The 17145-nt window shown below is 63.5% G+C and carries 13 protein-coding genes and 2 pseudogenes; 10 read left to right on the top strand and 5 right to left on the bottom strand.

Annotated features, from left to right (window positions below; genetic code table 11):
• Positions 1-562: isocitrate/isopropylmalate family dehydrogenase (locus tag AC244_RS25985; protein WP_234717034.1), on the bottom strand; the 562-nt coding region annotated here is incomplete at its 3' end.
• A 485-nt stretch (positions 563-1047) separates the two neighbouring features.
• Here AC244_RS25985 and AC244_RS25980 point away from each other — a divergent pair.
• Together AC244_RS25980 and AC244_RS25975 are read left to right on the top strand one after the other, a co-directional pair.
• The gene (locus AC244_RS25980; protein ID WP_053251711.1) at positions 1048-1689 is read left to right on the top strand and encodes a LysE family translocator; all 642 of its coding nucleotides are present in this window, start codon (positions 1048-1050) and stop codon (positions 1687-1689) included.
• Positions 1690-1810: 121 nt separating this feature from the next.
• Entirely contained in the window at positions 1811-3874 is a 2064-nt protein-coding gene (locus tag AC244_RS25975; protein WP_053251710.1) for a M3 family metallopeptidase, read from the top strand.
• 13 nt (positions 3875-3887) lie between these two features.
• Here the strand turns inward: AC244_RS25975 and AC244_RS25970 are convergent, their stop codons facing one another.
• Positions 3888-5270, bottom strand: a complete 1383-nt coding sequence (locus tag AC244_RS25970; RefSeq protein ID WP_268750782.1) for a glycosyl transferase family protein — start codon at positions 5268-5270, stop codon at positions 3888-3890.
• Positions 5271-5301: 31 nt separating this feature from the next.
• Positions 5302-5478 (bottom strand): annotated as a pseudogene (locus AC244_RS38320) (helix-turn-helix domain-containing protein); the annotation flags it as partial.
• A 205-nt stretch (positions 5479-5683) separates the two neighbouring features.
• Between AC244_RS38320 and AC244_RS37250 the strand changes: the two are divergent.
• Both AC244_RS37250 and AC244_RS25965 read left to right on the top strand, forming a co-directional pair.
• A complete protein-coding gene (locus AC244_RS37250) occupies positions 5684-5920 on the top strand; it encodes a hypothetical protein (RefSeq protein WP_161807899.1) in 237 nt (78 codons plus the stop codon).
• A 74-nt stretch (positions 5921-5994) separates the two neighbouring features.
• Positions 5995-6771: pseudogene (locus tag AC244_RS25965) on the top strand (TonB-dependent receptor domain-containing protein); the annotation flags it as partial.
• Between the two features lie 64 nt (positions 6772-6835).
• Here the strand turns inward: AC244_RS25965 and AC244_RS25960 are convergent.
• A complete protein-coding gene (locus tag AC244_RS25960; RefSeq protein WP_053251709.1) occupies positions 6836-8008 on the bottom strand; it encodes a dihydrodipicolinate synthase family protein in 1173 nt (390 codons plus the stop codon).
• Positions 8009-8327: 319 nt separating this feature from the next.
• Between AC244_RS25960 and AC244_RS25955 the strand changes: the two genes are divergently transcribed.
• From AC244_RS25955 to AC244_RS25935, 5 genes are read left to right on the top strand one after another with little or no spacing between them, the layout of a single operon-like run.
• Positions 8328-9371 (top strand): LacI family DNA-binding transcriptional regulator, encoded by a 1044-nt coding sequence (locus AC244_RS25955; protein WP_053251721.1) that lies wholly within the window; start codon positions 8328-8330, stop codon positions 9369-9371.
• Positions 9368-10369, top strand: a complete 1002-nt coding sequence (locus AC244_RS25950) for a Gfo/Idh/MocA family protein (RefSeq protein WP_053251708.1) — start codon at positions 9368-9370, stop codon at positions 10367-10369. Before AC244_RS25955 ends, AC244_RS25950 begins: the two co-directional genes overlap by 4 nt.
• 4 nt (positions 10370-10373) lie before the next feature.
• The gene (locus tag AC244_RS25945; RefSeq protein ID WP_053251720.1) at positions 10374-11993 is read left to right on the top strand and encodes an acyl CoA:acetate/3-ketoacid CoA transferase; all 1620 of its coding nucleotides are present in this window, start codon (positions 10374-10376) and stop codon (positions 11991-11993) included.
• Positions 11986-12765, top strand: a complete 780-nt coding sequence (locus tag AC244_RS25940; protein WP_053251707.1) for an enoyl-CoA hydratase/isomerase family protein — start codon at positions 11986-11988, stop codon at positions 12763-12765. Before AC244_RS25945 ends, AC244_RS25940 begins: the two co-directional genes overlap by 8 nt.
• On the top strand, positions 12765-14273 hold the full coding sequence (locus AC244_RS25935; protein WP_053251706.1) for an aldehyde dehydrogenase family protein: 1509 nt from the start codon (positions 12765-12767) through the stop codon (positions 14271-14273). Before AC244_RS25940 ends, AC244_RS25935 begins: the two co-directional genes overlap by 1 nt.
• Positions 14274-14385: 112 nt before the next feature.
• Here the strand turns inward: AC244_RS25935 and AC244_RS25930 are convergent, their stop codons facing one another.
• A complete protein-coding gene (locus AC244_RS25930; protein WP_053251705.1) occupies positions 14386-15438 on the bottom strand; it encodes a LacI family transcriptional regulator in 1053 nt (350 codons plus the stop codon).
• Between the two features lie 316 nt (positions 15439-15754).
• Here AC244_RS25930 and AC244_RS25925 point away from each other — a divergent pair, with 316 nt between their 5' ends.
• Complete coding sequence (locus AC244_RS25925; protein ID WP_414735952.1) at positions 15755-16987, top strand: ABC transporter substrate-binding protein; 1233 nt, start codon at positions 15755-15757, stop codon at positions 16985-16987.
• The last annotated feature ends 158 nt before the right edge of the window (positions 16988-17145 follow it).

Raw genomic sequence — 17145 nt, 5'->3', positions numbered from 1 at the left:
CGCGGTTGTTGCGGGTGCGGGCCAGTTCGAAGGCAACACCGGCGATGCGCTCGATCTCGTAGGTGTCGTAGACCTGGGTGTCGATGCCGCGCTTCTGGCCGTTGCCGAGATCGATGATTTCCTTCGGTTCGCCGAAATAGACGCCGCCGGTCAGCTCGCGCACGATCAGGATGTCGAGGCCTTCGACCAGTTCCGGCTTCAGCGACGAGGCGGCGGAGAGCGCCGGGTAGCAGATCGCCGGGCGCAGGTTGGCAAACAGCTCAAGGTCCTTGCGCAGCCTGAGAAGACCGGCTTCCGGACGGACGTCATAGGGCACGGCATCCCACTTCGGACCGCCGACGGCGCCAAACAGCACGGAGTCGGCGCCGAGCGCCTTGGCCATGTCCCCTTCCGAAATCGCCTGGCCGTGGGCGTCATAGGCCGAGCCGCCGACAAGGCCTTCGTCCGTCACGAAGCCGCTGCCAAGCTCGGCGTTCATGTAGGCGATGATTTTGCGGACTTCCGCCATGGCTTCCGGGCCGATGCCGTCGCCGGGCAGAAGGAAGAGATTGCGCACTGTCATGGAAGGTCCTTCTCGCGGGGAAAACTCGCGCGCGTCTTAGCGCAACTTCGTATCGAGGGAAATGATCGCGACGAAAGAATTGTGCGCGGTCGCTGTCGTCCGGTCGTCGTTCCCGGCGAAACAGGCCCTGCCTTAAAAGGATGGAATTCTGACGACGGCGGCACGCAACCGGCAGCGCCGCACCGGCCGGAGGACCGAAACCCATGCGCAAGTTCATTCGTACGATCACGGCGCTTCTTCGCGCCACCATCGATGCCCTCACCTTCGGCAATCGTTCGGGTGGAGGATTCCGCTGATGCTTGGCGCGGGCGCCATTCGAGCGATGCCGGTTTTGTTGCTGATGCCGCCGATCCAGACCCGTTGCGATACCGCCTCGCGCCGGCGCGTTGTCATGCCAGGCGCGGCGTTTGAGCGGCCAGTCTTTCCGCTTGACGGAATCGCCGGCTGCGGATCGAATGGCCCGCAGACACAACCGGGGATCTGCCATGTCCGAGACGCTGCTGATCGGTGCCTTTCTCGCCGCCCTCTCCTACACGCTCATTCCCGGGCCGGCCTTTCTCGCCCTGCTTGGCATCGGCGCCGGCCAGGGCCGCAAGGCCGGAGCATTGTTCATGGGCGGACACCTCGTCGGCGATATTCTCTGGTCAGCCTTGGCGCTCGTTGCGATCGTCGGCGCGCGTTCTGTCGGTACGACGATCTTCGACATTCTCGGCCTCTTCTGTGGCCTCTATCTCGGCTGGATCGGCTGGACCGCCCTGCGCGCCCGGCCGACAGGCGAAAACAGGGCGCTGATCACGGTAGAGCGGCCGCTTCGGCGCGGGTTGATCTTCGGCCTGACCAACCCGAAGGGCTATCCGGTGGCGCTCGCGACCTTCACCGCCCTGCTCGCCGGCTCCGCCAACGCATTGGAATTCGACGCCTTGCCGATGCTGCTCGGCGTCTCGCTCATCGGCTTTCTCGTTGCCGACCTGATCCTGATCGTCATCATCGGCGCTTCGGTCGTTCGGCGCTTCTATCGCCGCCATGAGCTGGCGATCGTCCGGCTTTCGGGCCTGCTGTTCATCGGCTTTGCCGTCCAGGCCGTGTGGCACGCCGCCCCCGGCCTTCTCGGTTTGCGCAAGCCTTGACGACGAGCCTTGACGCCAAGGCCGCCAGCAACCACCTCAAGCTCTTCCGCCCGGCAGCCTGCGGCTTCACGGGCGCTCCCTCCCGGTCTCTGGCCGGCATCCGCATGCGAAAGGACCTTCCATGACCGCGAGTACCCCGCTCAACCCTGCCCTGACGACCTGGACCGGACATGAGGGCCTGCCCCGCTTCGATCTGGTGAAGGACACGGATTTTGCGCCGGCCTTCGAAGCGGCCTTCCGGGCACATGAGGCGGAGATCGACGAAATCGCCGGAAACCCTGACGCGCCGACATTCGAAAATACCGTCGTCGCGTTGGAGATCGCCGGCGATGAGCTGTCGCGCATATCCTCGATCTTCTGGAACAAGGCCGGCGCCGATACCAACGAAACCATTCAGGCGCTGGAACGCGACATCGCGCCAAAAATGTCCCGGCATTATTCCAAGATCGGCATGAATGCCGCGCTGTTCAAGCGGATCGACACGCTCTGGGAGAACCGCGAAAGCCTCAGTCTCGATCTGGAGGCGACGCGGGTGCTGGAGCGGCACTGGAAAGGTTTCGTCAAATCCGGCGCGAAGCTCGCGAAGGATGAGCAGGAGCGGCTGGCGGCAATCAACGAAACGCTTGCCGGCCTCGGCGCCAAGTTCGGTCAGAACGTGCTTGCCGACGAGAAGAACTGGGTGCTCTTCCTCGCGAGTGACGAGGATCTGGCCGGGCTGCCGGATTTTCTGCGCGACGCCATGGCCGCTGCCGCCAGCGACCGCGGCGAAAAGGGCAAATATGCGGTGACGCTGTCGCGTTCGATCATCGAGCCGTTTCTGACCTTCTCCGACAATCGCGAGCTTCGGGAACAGGCTTTCCGCGCCTGGATCGCCCGCGGCGAGAATGGTGGCGAAACCGACAATCGCGGCCACATTGCTGAAACGCTAGCGCTGCGGGCCGAGAAGGCCAAGCTGCTCGGCTACGCCAACTACGCGGCATTGAAGCTCGACAACACCATGGCCAAGACACCGGCAGCCGTGAACGGCCTGTTGATGCAGGTCTGGGAAAAGGCGGTTGCCCGTGCCCGGGAGGAAGAGGCGGATCTTGCCACGCTGGTCGCGACGGAGGGCCGCAATCACGACGTCATGCCTTGGGATTGGCGCCACTATGCGGAAAAGCTGCGCACCGAAAAGTTCGACTTCTCGGAAGGCGAGCTGAAGCCCTACCTGCAGCTCGAAAAGATCATCGACGCCTGCTTCGACGTTGCCCAGCGCCTGTTCGGCATCACCGCGACGGAGAAGCAGGGCATTGCCGGCTACCATCCTGATGTGCGCGTTTTCGAGATCCGCGACGCAGCCGGAAAGCTTGTGGCGTTGTTCCTCGGCGATTACTTCGCGCGCTCGTCAAAGCGCTCCGGCGCCTGGATGAGTTCGTTCCAGTCGCAGCACAAGCTGACGCTGAAGAACGGCGCCATCGGCGAACTGCCGATCGTCTACAACGTCTGCAACTTTGCCAAGCCCGCCGAAGGCAAGCCCGCGCTGCTGTCGCTCGACGATGCGCGCACCCTTTTCCATGAGTTCGGGCATGCGTTGCATGGCATGCTATCCAATGTCACCTACCCCTCGGTTTCCGGTACGGGCGTCTCGCGCGACTTCGTCGAGCTGCCGTCGCAGCTCTACGAACACTGGCTGACGGTGCCGGATATCCTCAAGCGCTATGCGGTGCATTACCAGACCGGCGAACCGATGCCCGAGGCGTTGCTCGACAAGGTGCTTGCTGCACGCACCTTCAATTCCGGCTTCGCGACGGTCGAGTTCACGTCGTCCGCACTGGTCGACATGGCCTATCACACGGCGGAAACGCAGGGTGAACCGATGGCGCTCGAAGCGGCAACGCTGGAAAAGATCGGCATGCCGAAGTCGATCGTCATGCGGCACCGCAGCCCGCATTTCCTGCATGTCTTCTCCGGCGACGGCTATTCGGCCGGCTATTATTCCTACATGTGGTCGGAGGTGCTCGATGCGGATGCCTTCGCTGCCTTCGAAGAGACGGGCAACCCCTTCGATCCGGATATGGCGCGCAAGCTCAGGGATAACGTCTACTCGGTCGGCGGTTCGATCGATCCGGAGGACGCCTACAAGGCTTTCCGCGGCAAACTGCCGAGCCCGGATGCAATGCTCGCCAAGAAGGGCCTGGCGGCCTGAGCGATGGTGCGTCCTATCGCGCCATCTGGCGCGATCGGCCCGACCACAGCGCACGCGCCGTTTCGCAGGCCGCCTCGAAGCCCGAGCTATTGCCGAGACTGAGAAGGGCAGCGACCGCCGTGGTGACGATCGTCGAATCGGCCCGCTCGTCGCGGGCCGCCCCGGTCCAGACCGCTTCCCAATATTCGCGCGTGCTGAGGCCGGTGCGCGCTTCGGTCGGTGGCGCCGGCAGGGCCGGAATGACCAGGTCGTGGGCCTCGCCGACGACCAGCCGAAACAAGGGTGTCTGGCGATAGGGGGTGAACTCCGCATGGTCGCGGGTGTTGCCGAGGATCGTCAGATCTCTTACGCCGAGCAGCAAGGCGATGTCCCGGCTCAGCGTCCGGGCGGCGGAGTTGGCGACGCCAAGCAGGCTCGTGCGCGCGCCCATGGGATTGATCAGATGCACCGCGGAGCCAAGCGGGATGCGCATTTCCATCAGCCCGTAGAGGCCGAGCAGGCGATAGATCTGCGGCGACAGTGCCGGTAGCGGCAGATAGGCAATCCCGGTTGTCGCCAAAGCGATGTTGGCTTCCTCAAGCGATACGCAGATGGCGATCCCGGCGCGGGTGGCGGCGATTTCGAGCTTGCCGCGCTCAGTGCCATCCTGGCCATAGTGGCCGTGCAACAGGACGCGGTAGCCGGCGCTTACGACCAGCCTTGCTGCATGCAGGAACCACGGTGCGGTCTTGAGCTTCGGCGAGAGATAGCACGGCCAGTCCAGATCTGCCGCACCGCTGCCGGCGGCGACAGCGCCGACATGGCGGCGGATCGCCCGCACGAACCCGGCGATCTCTCCGGCGGTCGCGCCGCGATATTGCAGCGCCACCATCAGGGCGCCGATCTGCACCGGGTCCGCCTCCCCGGCCAGGATGATCATCAGCGCTTCTTCCGCTTCCGCTTCGCTCAAGGGTCGGCTGCGGCCGGCACCGGTGCCGATGGTTGCGATGCTGCGGGCCAGCCGCCGTTGCGGTGCCGCATCGTCGCCGATAAGCGCGAGCTTGGCGGCAAAGGCTTCCGGGGTCGGCTCGCCGTCCAGCATCAGGCTTGGCCGCGCGGCGAGCGGCGGCGCCGCGATCAGGCCAACCCCTTCCCAGCCACTCTGTTCCTGCGGATCCGGCGTCACGGTTCGGCCGGGTCGTTCGAAAAGAGCTTCCGCCTCCGCGGCAAGGGCGCGCCCCCGCAATCGCAGCGTTTCGGCGAGGGGTGTCGGTCGCAGGCCGTGGCCGGTGCGCAGGAACAGCGGGTCGCGATATTCCTCGCGCAACTGGGATAGTAGCCGGCTCATGGCGGAAGGCTGGAGGCCGACGCTGACGGCTGCCCGGCTGACGCTGTTTTCCCGCAACAGTGCATCCAGCGCCAGCAGATCGCAGCGTTTCGGCGAGGGGTGTCGGTCGCAGGCCGTGGCCGGTGCGCAGGAACAGCGGGTCGCGATATTCCTCGCGCAACTGGGATAGTAGCCGGCTCATGGCGGAAGGCTGGAGGCCGACGCTGACGGCTGCCCGGCTGACGCTGTTTTCCCGCAACAGTGCATCCAGCGCCAGCAGCAGGCACAATTTGCGCATATCGGTCTGGCGATCGTGCGGGGGTAAAATCTCCTGCGTCTGCGCCTTCATTGCTGTCGTTTCCGTCAAACACGATTCGCGCATATTCGGAGCCCGTGTTTTGCGCTCATTTAAATTTAGAATTGTTCTAAAACAGTACCGTTGACCGCCTGTCTCGCCAATAATTAAGTGGACTTTTATACTCAAGTTATTTGTGGAGACAAAGATGAGCATTGAGGCCCACCGCCCGGTGGATAGCGGCATCGCGCGGCACACATTCGCGTTACCGGTCCGGCGCAAGACCGAGCGACGACCGTCCGGTCTACCGCAGCGTTTCCTCTGCGCATGCCTTGCCGGTACGGCGCTGACGGTGCCGATGGAAGCGCAGGCCCAGAAAGCCAAGGACAAGGAGAAGACCACGGAGCTGCAGCAGATCGTGGTGACCGCGACCGGCTTCGAGTAGAACGTCAAGGACGCGCCCGCGAGTATCACCGTGGTGACTGGCGAAGAGCTGGAGAAGGGATCGTTCCGCGACCTACTGGCTTCCGCGCGCCCGACATTCGCAGCATCGCCTCGGGATATGCCTACACCACCGGCGGCGGCGGTTGCTCCTATGGACCGGCCGGCACCTGCGGCGTGATCATCGCCGACCCGAACCTCAAGGCCGAATCGAGCACGAGCTATGAAATCGGCGCTGTCTGGGACAATGGCGACGTCATCCTCGGCGGCGCCTATTTCTACACCGACTTCAAGGACAAGATTTCCAATTCGCTGGTGCTCGATGCCGCCGGAAATCCGGCGCGCTGGAGCGAGGATCCGAACTACCGGCTGTGGTACAACTACAATATCGATGACGCCGTCATCCAGGGCGTCGAGCTGACGGCGACCTGGAACGCCACGGCGGACCTGGCCCTGCGCGGCAGCTACACCTATACGCAATCCGAGCAGAAGACCGGAACTTTTGCCGACTTCCCGCTGGCGCGCACACCCGAGCAAATGGCCAATCTCAGGGCCGATTGGTTCACGCCGGTCGAGGGTTTGGAAGCCTGGGCCTCGGTCAATTATCATGGCGAGGAGATCGCCGCCGGCGCGCGCATCGGCACCAACGGCAAACCGGTGACGATCAACGGCCAGCAGGGGCGGAAATACGACGCCTATGCCACCGTCGACATCGGCACGAAATACGCGCTCGGCGAAGGCCTGACGCTGAACGCGGCGGTTTACAACCTTCTCGACAAGACGGTCGAGCAGACCGACTTCAACACGGTCATGGAGGGGCGCCGCTTCTGGATGAGCCTGACGGCGACATTCTGAGGCCACCCGCCGAGATCCCTGCCCCGGTCATTGACGGCGCCCTTCGCGGGCGCCGTTTTCGTTATCAGCCGGCCTGTTCGACGCCGAGGGTTGCGAGAAAGCTCTGCATCCGCTTAACCGCGAGTTCCGGTCGATCGAGCACGCTGGCCTTGTCGGCAAGCCGGAAGATCTCGGCATAGTGCAGCAGGCCACGCGCGGACTGCATGCCTGCCGGCATGGTGAAATGGCTCTGATGGCCGTTCAGCCAGGCGAGGAAGACCACGCCGGCCTTGTAGTACTGCGTCGGCGCCTCGAAGATCTTGCGCGACAGCGGCACGGTCGGCTCGATGACGCCACGGAACGTGGCCACATCGCCCTTGGCCAGTGCGGCAAGCGCCTTGGAGGCAGAAGGTGCCACTGCATCGAAGATGCCGAGCAGGGCGTGGCTGTATTTCGCGCCGTCGCCCTCGATCAGTTTCGCATAGTTGAAGTCGTCGCCGGTGAAGCAAAGCACGCCCTCCGGCAGGCGGTTTCGCAGGGCGACTTCCTTGGCGTTGTCGAGCAGAGAAATCTTGATGCCTTCGACCTTGTCGCGATTGGCCTCGATGACCGACAGCACCGCGTCGAGTGCCTGGTCGAAATCGTCAGACCCCCAATAACCCCTCAGTTGCGGGTCGAACATGTCGCCGAGCCAGTGCAGCACCACCTTGTCCTTCGTCTGGCGCAGGATATGACCGTAGACATGGCGGTAATCGTCGGGCGAGCGGGCGACACGGGCAAGCGCGCGGCTTGCCATCATGATGGCGCGGCCACCCTCACTCTCGACAAAGCCGATCTGTTCCTCATAGGCGGCAATGACGTCATCGAGCGAGCGGGCATCGGCAGGCGCCAGGTGATCCGTGCCGGCGCCGCAGGCAAGATCGGCGCCCGGCACGTTTCGCGCCTCGGCGAGAGAGCGGCGGATCAGCTCCTGTGCGCCCGGCCAGGCAAGACCCATGCCGCGCTGGGCCGTGTCCATCGCTTCGGCGATCTTGAAGCCCAGGCTCCAGAGGTGATGGCGGAACGCCATGGTCTGGTCCCAGTCGATGGCGGCATTGCCCCAGGGATCGGCATCGCGAAGCGGATCCGAAACGACATGGGCGGCGGCATAGGCGATGCGGTTGAAGGTTGGGGCGGTGCTCGGCCGCTCGATCGGGATTCCCGTCAGTCGGTATTGCTCCAATGAGCCGTCTTGGCGTGGCAACGTCAGGCTTGTCATCGGCTTTCGTCTCCTCCTCGGACCGTTGCCTTCGAATAATTTAGATCGTTCCAAATTTCAAGCGGCAAGTATTGCCGTTTGTTTTCCGGGCTCGATGCGGAGAGAAGATGGCGTGCGGAGATTTGAGATTAAACCTATGTAAATATGAGATATAATCCGAAATGATGGCGCCAATAGTTTGCTGGAATGTCAATTGCGCACGCTGCTTCATCTCCGCTTCCGTGTTGCCGAAATCAAAAATGTGACCGTTTTCCTCTTGACTGATTTGGAACGTTCCAATTATGAATGTGAAAAATACCGCATGTTTTGGGAGGATGCTTTGGTCAAGGAACGGGTAACGGTGGTCGATATCGCACACGCAGCCGGCGTGTCGAAGTCGACCGTGTCGCTCGTCCTGCAGGGCAGCCCGCTGGTCAACGAGGTGACCCGTGCCAAGGTCAATGCCACCATTCGCGAGCTTGGCTATGTCTACAATCGCAGCGCTGCCAACCTGCGCCAATCGAAGTCGAAGATCATCGGCATTGTCGTCAACGACCTGACCAACAGCTTCTTTGCCGAGCTCGCCGTCGGTGTCGATGCCGTGGTTCAGTCGGCTGGCTTCGTTCAGTTTCTCGCCAATACAAGTGAAAAGATCGAGCGCCAGCGCGAAGTCGTGGCGTCGATGCGCGAGCACGGGGTCTCCGGGCTGATCATCTCGCCGGCGCGTGGTACCGAGGCTGCCGACCTGGCGCCTTTGGTCGATAGCGGCATCCCGGTCGTGCTCGTTGTTCGCGACATTGCCGACGCTGGCGTCTCTTCGCTGACGTCAGACAATCATGCCGGCGCCGTGGCGGCCGTGCGCCACCTGATCGAGCGCGGTCATCGGCGCATCGCCTTTCTCGGTGGTTTCCCCGACACTGCCGTGTTCGAAGCGCGCATGCGCGGTTACCGCGATGCCTTGCTCGAGGCCGGGCTCGATGCGGCCGATGCGCTTGTCGTCGGTTCGGCGCCATCGCGCGCCGGCGGCGTCACCGCCATCGAGCAGGCGATGATGCTTGCCGACCGGCCGACGGCAGCACTGTGCTTCAACGACGCGGTCGCCTTCGGCGTCTGCGACGGCCTGCGGGCGCGGCGGCTGGAGCCGGGCGCCGATTTTGCCGTGATCGGTTTCGACGACGTGATCGAGGCGAAGACCGCGGTGCCGGCACTGACGACCGTGTCCGTCGATCCGCAGGGCATGGGGCAGAGGGCAGCGGAATTGCTGTTGAAGCAGATCAACGCGGGCAGGGCAGAGGCCGAATCGATCATCGGATCGGTGCGTCTCGTCGTCCGCCAGAGCTGCGGCGCTGCGATCGAGCGCAGAACGAGGGAGGCATTGTCATGACTGGGTGGGGTCTGATCGGCGCGAGCACGATCGCGCGCGAATGGGTGATTGGCGCGATCCGCGCTACCGGCGGCGAAGTCGTCTCGGTGATGAGCACCAGCGCCGAACGCGGCGCGACTTACGCTGAAGAGAACGGCATCGCCAAATCGGTGACATCGATCGAAGACCTGGTCGGCGACCCAGATGTCGATGCGGTCTATGTGTCGACGACCAACGAACTTCACCGCGAACAGACGCTGGCGGCGATCGCCGCCGGCAAGCATGTGCTCTGCGAGAAGCCGCTGGCGATGAACCTCAATGATGGCTGCGAAATGGTGCTGAAGGCGTGTGAGGCCGGCGTCGTGCTCGGCACCAACCACCACCTGCGCAATGCCGCCACCCATCGCGCCATGCGTGAGGCGATCGCCGAAGGGCGGATCGGTCGGCCGATCGCGGCGCGCGTCTTCCATGCGGTCTATCTGCCGCCGCATCTTCAGGGCTGGCGGCTGGAGCGGCCGGATGCCGGCGGCGGCGTCATTCTCGACATCACCGTGCACGACGTCGACACCTTGCGTTTCATCCTCGACGACGACCCCGCCGAAGCCGTTGCCATCAGCCACAGCGCCGGCATGGGCAAGGAAGGCCTGGAGGACGGCGTCATGGGCGTGCTTCGTTTCCGCTCCGGCGTCATCGCCCAGTTCCACGATGCCTTCACCACCAAATTCGCCGAGACAGGCCTCGAGGTGCACGGAACCGAGGGGTCGCTGATCGGCCGCAACGTCATGACCCAGAAGCCGGTCGGCACGGTGACGCTGCGCAATGCCGATGGCGAGAGCGAACTGACGCTCGACCATCGCAACCTCTACGAAACGGCGCTTGCCGCCTTCCATTCCGCCATCGAAGGCAATGGCCGCCCGTCGGCATCCGGCGAAGACGGCGTCTGGTCGCTTGCCACGGGCCTCGCCGTCGCCAAGGCGGCGGCGACGGGCCAGGCGGTTGCGATCGAAACGGGACTTTGAGTTGATGTCGATGAACAAGCATATTTCGCCGGCTGAAGCCGCCGCCCTCATTCCGGATGGTGCCGTTGTTTCGGTCTCGTCTTCGAGTGGTCTTGGCTGCCCGGATCTGATGCTGAAGGCGATCGGCGAGCGGTTTGATGCGACCGGCCATCCCCGTGACCTGACGACGCTGCACCCGATCGCCGCCGGCGACATGAGCGGCATCAAGGGTGTCGATTACATCGCCAAGAAGGGGCTTTTGAAGAAGATCATCGGCGGCTCCTATCCTTCAGGTCCGTCGAGCGCCGAACCGCCCCTGATCTGGCAGATGATCGGCGCCGACGAGGTGGCCGCCTACAATGTTCCCTCCGGCATCCTCTTTGACATGCACCGCGAGGCGGCAGCCAAGCGCCCCGGCGTCATGACCAAGGTCGGGCTCGACACCTTCGTCGACCCGTCACGCGAAGGCTGCGCCATGAACGCCTCCGCGGCGGCCGAACCGGTGGTCAAGAAGGTCACTTTCGAGGGCGAGGACTGGCTCTATTTCAAGGCGATTGCGCCTCAGGTGGCAATCATTCGAGCGACCACGGCGGACGAGCGCGGTAATCTGACCTATGAGCACGAGGGCGCCTATCTCGGCGGTCTCGACCAGGCGCTCGCTGCCCGCAACAATGGCGGCATCGTCATCGCCCAGGTCAAGCGCATCACCAAGGAAGGCTCGTTGAAGCCGCACGACGTGCGCGTGCCTGGCGTGCTCGTCGACTATGTCGTCGTCGATCCCGACCAGAAGCAGACGACGCAGACGCTCTACGATCCGGCCATCTCCGGCGAGATCTTCCGTCCGCTCGACAGTTTCCGCGTGCCGGAGTTCAACATCCAGAAGGTCATCGCCCGCCGGGTGGCGCAGGAGTTGCAGACGGGCAGCGCCGTCAATCTCGGCTTCGGCATTTCGGCCAACGTGCCACGCATCCTGCTCGAGGAAGGCCTGCACGGCACTGTGACCTGGGTGATCGAACAGGGGGCGGTCGGCGGCGTGCCGCTCTTGGATTTCGCCTTCGGCTGCGCGTCGAACGCCGATGCTTTCATGCCGTCGCCCTATCAGTTCACCTATTTCCAGGGTGCGGGCTTCGATGCCTCGCTGCTCTCCTTCCTCGAAATCGACCGCAACGGTTCGGTCAATGTCTCGAAGCTCTCCTTCCGGCCGCATGTGACGGCCGGTGCCGGCGGCTTCGTCGACATCACCGCGCGGGCGAAGAAGATCGTCTTTTCCGGCATGTTCAATGCCGGCGCCAAGCTTGCCGTTGCCGATGGCAAACTGGTGATCGAAAAGGAAGGCAAGCTCAAGAAGCTCGTCAACGAGGTTGAGCACGTCACCTTCTCCGGCCGCCGAGGTATCGAGCAGGGCCAGGACATTACCTATGTCACCGAGCGCTGCGTGATGAAGCTGACGCCCGAAGGCGTGATGCTCACGGAAATTGCGCCGGGCGTCGATCTGCAGGCCCATATCCTCGACCAGTCCGAGTTTCCGCTCATCGTATCGGATCGTTTGAAGACAATGGAGGCGGCGCTCTTCCACGAGGCGCTGATCGGCCTGACATTGCCTGTTAAAACTGCCCGCACACTGGCAGGGGGCGCCCATGTCTGAGGACCGCATCCAGATCGCCGTCGATGGACCGGTCGCGACGATGACCGTCGCCCGTCCGGACAAGCTCAATGCCTTCGACATCGACATGCTGAAGGCGCTTGCCGCGGCCTGCGATACGGTCGAGACGATGCGCGAAGTGCGCGTGCTGATCCTGACGGGAGAGGGCAAGGCCTTCTCCGCCGGCGGCGACATCAAGGCCTGGGGCGGCATGGATGCCGCCGCCTTCGGCCATGACTGGGTGCGCTTTGGCCATCGTGTGTTCGAGCGGCTGGCGACGTTGAGAATGCCGGTCATTGCGGCACTGAACGGCCATGCGCTTGGCGGCGGCTTGGAGTTGGCCGCTGCAGCCGACATCCGGATCGCCGAAAGTCAGATCAAGATCGGTCTGCCGGAAACGAGCCTCGGCATGGTTCCGGGCTGGTCGGGCACGCAGCGTCTCGTTACCCGCTTCGGCGCCCAGATCGTCCGGCGCATGGTGCTTGGCGGCGAGATGTTCTCGGCGGAGGCGGCGAAGGCCGAAGGTCTGGTCGATGCGGTCGTCGAGACCGGAACAGTAATGCAGGCGGCGCGCGATTATGCGGCCCGCGTGGCAAAACGCGGCCCGGCCGCGCTCGAGATTTCAAAACTGATGATCGCTTCGGCGAATGGCGAGGACAATGGCGCGGCGGTCGAAGCGCTAGGGTCCATCCTCGTCGCCAAGACCGGCGACCTCAGGGAAGGCGTCGCTGCTTTTTCAGAAAAGCGCGAAGCCCAGTTCAAGGGAGAATGGTAATGACGGTTCTGGTGAGGCCCAAGGCACTCGGCGATCACAAGGTGCGCACGTTTCAGATGCTGATCGACGGTAAATGGGTCGACAGTGCCGATGGGCGCACGATCGAGCGTGTCTCGCCCGGACATGGCGTCGTCGTCAGCCGTTATCAGGCGGCCGCTAGCGTCGATGCCGAGCGGGCGATCGCTGCTGCCCGTCGTGCCTTCGACGATGGTCCCTGGCCGCGCATGACGGCGTCCGAGCGGTCGCTGATCCTGCTCAAGGCGGCAGACTTAATCGCCGCGCGCGCCGACGAGCTTGCCTTCCTCGACGCCATCGAATCGGGAAAGCCGATCAGCCAGGCCAAGGGCGAACTCGGCGGTGCCGCCGATATCTGGCGTTATGCCGCCGCCCTTGCCCGTGATCTTCACGGCGAAAGCTACAATACGCTCGGCGATGGCACGCTCGGTGTGGTTCTGCGCGAAGCGATCGGCGTCGTTTCGATCATCACACCGTGGAATTTTCCGTTCCTGATCGTCAGCCAGAAGCTGCCTTTTGCGCTTGCTGCCGGCTGCACCACAGTGGTCAAGCCTTCCGAATTGACCTCTGCCTCGACGCTGGTGCTCGGTGAAATTCTCGAAGCGGCCGGTGTGCCGGCCGGTGTCGTCAACATCATCACCGGCACCGGTCCGGAGGTCGGTGCACCGATGACGACGCACCCGGATGTCGACATGATTTCCTTCACCGGCTCGACCGGCGTCGGCCGCCTGACGATGGCCAATGCGGCGCAGACGCTGAAGAAGGTGTCGCTCGAACTCGGCGGCAAGAACCCGCAGATCGTCTTTCCCGACGCCAACATCGACGAGTTCATCGACGCGGCCGTGTTCGGCGCCTATTTCAACGCTGGCGAATGCTGCAATGCCGGCTCGCGACTGATCGTTCACCGCGATATTGCCGAAGAGGTGACGGCGCGCATCGCCGCGCTTTCGGCCAAGGTCAAGGTCGGCGATCCCTTGGATCCGGAAACCCAGGTCGGTGCGATCATCACGCCGCAGCACCTGGAAAAGATCGCCGGCTATGTTTCTGCCGCATCGAAGGACGGCGCCGCTGTCGCTCATGGCGGCGAAGCACTCGACCTCGGCATGGGGCAGTTCATGGCGCCGACCATTCTCTCGTCGGTGCGGCCTGACATGGCCGTTGCCCGCGAGGAGGTTTTCGGCCCGGTCCTGTCGGTGCTGACCTTTGAGACCACCGACGAGGCGATCCGCATTGCCAATTCCATCGATTACGGTCTGTCGGCCGGCGTCTGGAGCCGCGACTTCGACACCTGCCTGACGATCGGTCGTCGCGTGCGTGCCGGCACCGTCTGGATGAACACCTTCATGGATGGCGCCTCCGAGCTGCCGTTCGGCGGTTATCGCCAGTCCGGCCTCGGCCGCGAGCTCGGCCGCCATGCGGTCGAGGACTATACCGAAACCAAGACGCTCAACATGCATATCGGCGCGCGCACCGGCTGGTGGATGCCACGCTAACTCCGGGGATACGAGGAGACGGACAATGAGGGCAGGGATCGCAACAACGAAACGGGACGCGGCGTCAGTCGGCGCCGTCGACCGGTCGTCGTCGCGCGGCTCAGCCCGATATCTACCAGTTGGCGGGGATCTGCGGGGAGAGCAGCAACTGCAGTTTTCCGACGTCGGTCTCGCCACCGATACGCTGAAGCAATACGCGGCCCATATCCTCGCCCGTGGCGGTCAGGTCCTCGTAGATCGTCTCGACCTGGGGCTGGATCGCGCCCAAGAGGTGCGAGGTCTGCTTGGCGACGATGTCGTATTCGTTGCCGAGCGTCAGGCCGCAATCGCTCATGCCGGTGATGGTGGCGAGAGCGCAGACTTCGCCGCCGCACATGAAACTGTCCGGCGGGTCAGGCTCGCCGTAACGCTGGCGCACACGGTCGCGAATGTCGCCGGCGGGGCTGTCGAGATCGATGCCGGAGAGGATTTCGTAGGCGCAGCCCGCCTCGCGCACGGCGGTCATGAAGCCATGCTGCAGATGGCCGGCGAAGGTGAAGTCGGCCGGGCCGCTGATCAGCGCCGGCTTGCGACGGCCCTTGGCGATCAGCCGGCGGGTGGCCTGATAGGAGAAGGTGAAGTTGTCGTAGTCGACATAGGCGTGCGGCGTCGAAAGCTCGGTGCGCCCATGGGTGACGAAGGGAAAGCCGATTTCCGAAAGCAGCATGACGCGCGGATCGAGCGGCTCGGTGCGCGAGAAGATCAGGCCGTCCGCCATGCTGTTGCGGGTGATGTAGTTGACCGCCTCGACGTTGGTCGAATTGAGGAAATTCGGCATGACGATCAGGTGGTAGGAGGTGCCCTGCAGCGCCTTGGCGATACCGCTCATGATCGAGGTGCCGTAGCCGAGGATTTCCTCGTGCGGGTCGAGCAGCACGGCAATGACGTTGGTGCGGCCGGTCTTCAGGCGCTGGGCGGCGCGATCGGGCGAATAGCCGATTTCGATCGCCACCTCGCGAACCCGCTTGCGGGTGTCGGCGGAGATTTGCGGCGCTTCGGCAAGGGCACGCGAAACCGTGGTGACCGCCAGCCCGGTGATTTCTGCGATCGTGCGAAGGGTCGGCTTGCCGCGTTTGGCGGGCGGGCCGTTGTCTTCGGAACGGGCGGGCTTGGAGGGATCGGCCAATGCTAGTCATCCTCAAGGCGGTCATGAGCGGCTTTTGTAACGTGGCACGAACGCTTAGGCAATCGAATCATGAAAACGTTTTAAATCTCGCGCTGCGACATGGATTGTTGCGTTGCGAAACGGCTGGGATCGCATATAATTCAGCAAATTCAATCGCTTCTTGAGGTGGAATAACGCACGCGTGCGGAATGCTTGACTTGCTGAATTTATAACGTTTTAAATTGGCCAGCCGCTGCCTTAGGCGGTGCGATATCCGAGGCGGGAGGAGGTTCCGCTTCGATAACTTGCAAACGGGAGGAAAACGATGCGCAAGTTGATGACGACGACGGCTGTTGTGGCGCTGATGATGGCGGCCACGGCCGCGCGCGCAGCAGAAAACGTGGAAGTGCTGCACTGGTGGACATCCGGCGGTGAAGCTGCCGCGCTCGACGTTCTGAAGAAGGACCTGGAAGGCAAGGGCATTTCCTGGACCGACATGCCGGTCGCCGGCGGCGGCGGCACGGAAGCCATGACCGTGCTTCGCGCCCGCGTCACCTCGGGCAACGCTCCGACCGCGGTGCAGATGCTCGGCTTCGACATTCTCGACTGGGCCAAGGAAGGCGCGCTCGGCAACCTGGACGAAACCGCTGCCAAGGAAGGCTGGGACAAGGTCATCCCGACGGCGCTGCAGCAGTTCTCGAAATATGACGGCCACTGGATCGCTGCTCCGGTCAACGTCCACTCGACCAACTGGGTCTGGATCAACAAGGCCGCCCTCGACAAGGCTGGCGGCAAGGAGCCGACGAACTGGGACGAGCTCATCGTTCTGCTCGACAACTTCAAGGCTCAGGGCATCACGCCGATCGCCCATGGCGGCCAGCCGTGGCAGGATGCGACGATCTTCGACGCCGTCGTGCTCTCGCTCGGTACCGACTTCTACAAGCAGGCCTTCATCGATCTCGACCCGGCAGCGCTCGGCGGCGACAAGATGAAGGAAGCCTTCGATCGCATGACGAAGCTGCGTTCCTATGTCGACGACAACTTCTCCGGCCGTGACTGGAACCTCGCTTCCGCGATGGTCATCGAGAACAAGGCCGGCCTGCAGTTCATGGGCGACTGGGCCAAGGGCGAGTTCCTGAAGGCGAAGAAGGTGCCGGGCACCGATTTCGTCTGCATGCGCTTCCCGGGCACGCAGGGGTCCGTGACCTTCAACTCCGACCAGTTCGCGATGTTCAAGGTTGCCGACGACAAGATCCCGGCTCAGCTGCAAATGGCATCGGCGATTGAAAGCCCGACCTTCCAGTCGGCCTTCAACGTCGTCAAGGGTTCGGTTCCGGCCCGCACCGACGTTCCGGACACGGACTTCGACGCTTGCGGCAAGAAGGGCATCAAGGATCTCGCCGAAGCCAACACCAGCGGCACGCTGTTCGGCTCCATGGCCCATGGCCATGCCAACCCGGCATCCGTCAAGAACGCGATCTACGACGTCGTGACGCGCGAGTTCAACGGTGAACTGTCCTCCGATGAGGCAGTCAAGGAACTCGTCGCCGCCGTCGCGGCTGCGAAGTAACGGGCAAGACCCGGTCCGGGACGCGAACAGGCGTCCCGGACACCCATTCTGACATGCAAGCGTCTTCGAAGCGCCGCGTCCATCGCGGACGCACGGGAGCGTTTTGATACAAAGAACCTGCGCGGATGCCGATATCAGGGAATTTCCCGATGGCTAAG

This window comes from Ensifer adhaerens, assembly GCF_001270265.1.
Taxonomy (GTDB): Bacteria; Pseudomonadota; Alphaproteobacteria; order Rhizobiales; family Rhizobiaceae; genus Ensifer; species Ensifer adhaerens_B.
This window is presented reverse-complemented; position numbering and strand designations above follow the sequence as displayed.

Coding starts and splice junctions, on each gene's coding strand:
- AC244_RS25940 (WP_053251707.1), top strand. CDS start 11,986: ATGTCTGAGGACCGCATCCAGATCGCCGTCGATGGACCGGTCGCGACG.
- AC244_RS25975 (WP_053251710.1), top strand. CDS start 1,811: ATGACCGCGAGTACCCCGCTCAACCCTGCCCTGACGACCTGGACCGGA.
- AC244_RS25925 (WP_414735952.1), top strand. CDS start 15,755: ATGACGACGACGGCTGTTGTGGCGCTGATGATGGCGGCCACGGCCGCG.
- AC244_RS25935 (WP_053251706.1), top strand. CDS start 12,765: ATGACGGTTCTGGTGAGGCCCAAGGCACTCGGCGATCACAAGGTGCGC.
- AC244_RS25980 (WP_053251711.1), top strand. CDS start 1,048: ATGTCCGAGACGCTGCTGATCGGTGCCTTTCTCGCCGCCCTCTCCTAC.
- AC244_RS25945 (WP_053251720.1), top strand. CDS start 10,374: ATGTCGATGAACAAGCATATTTCGCCGGCTGAAGCCGCCGCCCTCATT.
- AC244_RS37250 (WP_161807899.1), top strand. CDS start 5,684: ATGAGCATTGAGGCCCACCGCCCGGTGGATAGCGGCATCGCGCGGCAC.
- AC244_RS25960 (WP_053251709.1), bottom strand. CDS start 8,008: ATGACAAGCCTGACGTTGCCACGCCAAGACGGCTCATTGGAGCAATAC.
- AC244_RS25950 (WP_053251708.1), top strand. CDS start 9,368: ATGACTGGGTGGGGTCTGATCGGCGCGAGCACGATCGCGCGCGAATGG.